Below are 2,978 nucleotides of genomic sequence, written 5' to 3' on the forward strand. Positions count from 1 at the left end.
AATCCAGTGAGTGCTCATAAGTGATAAAGATAGTACTAAATTAAAGAACAGAGGAAAATTGAAAACAAGGTACAGATCAGTAAAAAGATGCATTCCCTTGTTTTAATGAGAATGTTTAGCAGCATGATTGATACGTGATTCTGAGAGAATATCGTTGTCCACTCATAATGTTCTCATTTATGCAAAAAGAATAGACTAAATTTGTCTAGGAGAGTGGTGACAGTCTAATCTAATTAAAAGGCATCTACAAAATCGGCGGCTATTCGTAATAGTCGACTGAGAAAATCACGTACCTTGATTCTAGACATTATTGTCCACCTCTACTAACACATTTCCTGACACAGTCCCTATCTATACATTTGAATGCCTTTGACTATTAAAGATTATCTTTAATAAAATGAGCTTTATAGGGCAATATACTAAGATCTCCAGACTGTTGAATCCGGCAAGCGCACTGAGTGCGGTTCCGTAACGTGACACTGGGTAACGTCTTGGACTGCTGTATGTAGACAAAAATGAAAGCTGCGGTTTAAAGCTGGCGTCCTTCAAAATTTATCTCATTTTATAACTTATGTCTGGATTTTCAGGTAATTATATCGCACCAAAAAAAACATCTATTCACTAACGATCACTTAGACTATTCATTATAAAAAAACAACCATACATCATTGATATATGTCCATTTATTTATAATTTTTTCATGGACATAAGTTAATTAGTTAATTTTTTTGGTCCCATATATCATCTAAGCGGAATCAATTAAAACCTGTTATAAATCAGTGTAACATTGAAATTTATAGAAATAATATTTAAAACCGTTTTTTATTTTGAATTAAGGTGTCATCAATTAGCTTGAGAAAATCTTACCGGTCCTCATAATTTTTTCATGACTAAACGCTATGCATTAAAAGATGATCAGTGGGAACAGATTAAAGATCTGTTACATGGACGAATGGGTACTGTTGGAGTAACGGCCAAAGATAACCGACTATTTGTTGAAGCGGTATCGTTCAGGTATCCCGTGGCGAGACTTAATCGAGCGCTTTGGTGATTTTAGAGTAGTGCATACTCGTTTTAGTCTTTGGGCTAAAACAGGTGTGTGGCAGAGAGTCTTTGAAGTGCTGTCACATGACCTTGACAATGAATATGTCATGTTAGACTCCACCCCATTGTACGTGCTTACTAACACAGCGCTGGGGGGAAATCAGGCGACTAGGCGCAGTAAAGGGGGCTTAAGCACCAAAATTCATGCCCGTACTGATGCTTTAGGCAACCCGACAGGATTTTATCTCACGGATGGGCAGGTCCATGACTTAAACGGTTCAGATGTGTTGCTGGACTTATCGTTGAGCCAGACCTGATTTATGGATAAAGCCTACAACTCTAGGGATCGGGTCATTGATCCAATTTTAGAGGCGAAGGGTCAAGTTGTGATGCCAGCGAAAAGTAATTCTATTGATCAGCGTGATTATGATTGACATATCTACAAGGCAAGACATCTGATCGAGAATTTTTTTGCCAAGCTCAAACAATATCGTGCTATTGCCATACGCTATGATAAATTGGCTCAAAACTTCTTATCAGCGATCTTTATGGCTTAATTGATAACACGCCCTAATTTGAGATTGTCAAAAAAAGTGTAGCAACTTGCTACACTTTTTCACTTTTCTTAATAAGCTGTTTTAAAAAATCTTCTAGTTGTAAGAGACTAGCTTCGTCAATTTCCGAGATATTCAGAGAAACCTTAAGCTGTTTTTGATTGAGTTTGATATTCCCCGCAATCTTACCTGCATATTCAATTTTTCTAACCACAGATGTTGTGGTCAGTTTTTCTGGATCCTGACTCAATATTTTTTCAGCATAGGCAGTAACTTTACTTTGCTCTAGTTTTTTGTCTTTTACTTTTTCCCAAGCCCCTAGTAAAGCCTTTTCGGCCTCAGAAAGTTGCTCTATATGATCCGACAGAAATTTTTTGAATGCAGTTGCAGCAGTACGACCCAGTAGGCCTGGTTCCACATCAAGGTCATTTAAAATTACTTGAGGCAGTTTTTCGTATGCTAAATACTTGTACATATCTTCGCGATTTAAACCCAGTGAATTGGCTAAACGTTGCTTGTTTTTCTTTAACTTCTCATCAAGTGAGTTCAGGCCAATAAAAATTTCATAATCTGTCAGGTCCTGACGCTTTAAATTCTCTGCTAAGGTTAACAAAGATGCTTCTACATTATTCGCATCAATGATAATCGCTTCAATCACAGACTTGCCGAGTAAATGGTGCGCCCGTAAGCGCCGCTCGCCTGCAATGAGTTCATATTTCAGATTATCAAGTTTACGCACTGTAATGGGCTGCAACAGACCGACTTCATTAATGGAATCCGCCAGTTCTTTTAATTGTGACTCTTCAAATAATTTACGCGGCTGGTTTGGACTGCGGCTAATATCCTCAATAGGAACATTACGTCTAAACTCTTTCAGCTCTCTAATATTGTCTTTCTGTGCTTGCTGATGTTTTTCTGTATTCTGTTTCAGTTTCTGAGCTAAAAGCTCTTTGGTGCTTGCCATAATACTCTCAGGTTTAAACTTTAGCTACAATTTCATTGGCAAGGCTTTCAAAAGCCTTACGTACTTTTGAATTTTTTTCTACATTCAAAAGTGATTGTTGCAGAATCGCTGCTTGATTAACTTTAGTACTTTGAGGAATGGTGGTCTCTAAAAGTTTTCCTACCTGTTTTAAGGCTTCATTCCGAATCAGCTTACAGACATTCTGACGTTCATCATGCTTAATTAGTAAAGCGCCTAAAAGCTCTAAATCTGGATTAATACGTTTGATCTTTTCAAGATGATTTAAAAGATCTGTTACCCCATACAATCCATATTGTGATCCGGATTCGATAGGAATAATGACATGTGTTGAAGATGCCAGGGCATTGCTGGTTAATAATTTAAGACTAGGTGGACAGTCGATCAATATAAAATCA

Annotated in this window: 2 protein-coding genes and 1 pseudogene; 1 reads left to right on the forward strand and 2 read right to left on the reverse strand. The window is 37.4% G+C overall.

Translation table 11 applies throughout. From position 1 onward, the window contains the following. The first annotated feature begins 886 nt into the window (after positions 1–886). Positions 887–1,601 (forward strand): annotated as a pseudogene (locus ACNPNW_RS16010) (IS5 family transposase). Between the two features lie 49 nt (positions 1,602–1,650). On the opposite strand, the gene ACNPNW_RS16015 reads toward ACNPNW_RS16010, so the two are convergent. Together ACNPNW_RS16015 and ACNPNW_RS16020 are read right to left on the reverse strand one after the other, a co-directional pair. Next, entirely contained in the window at positions 1,651–2,562 is a 912-nt protein-coding gene (locus ACNPNW_RS16015) for a ParB/RepB/Spo0J family partition protein (RefSeq protein WP_180038948.1), read from the reverse strand. 13 nt (positions 2,563–2,575) lie between these two features. Continuing rightward, positions 2,576–2,978, reverse strand: a 403-nt coding sequence (locus tag ACNPNW_RS16020; RefSeq protein WP_448767166.1) for a ParA family protein, incomplete at its 5' end; no start/stop codon positions are given.

This window comes from Acinetobacter endophylla, from assembly GCF_053543775.1.

Bases quoted from the DNA above. Each gene is read 5' to 3' on its own strand.
- ACNPNW_RS16015 (WP_180038948.1), bottom strand. From the start codon at position 2,562: ATGGCAAGCACCAAAGAGCTTTTAGCTCAGAAACTGAAACAGAATACA.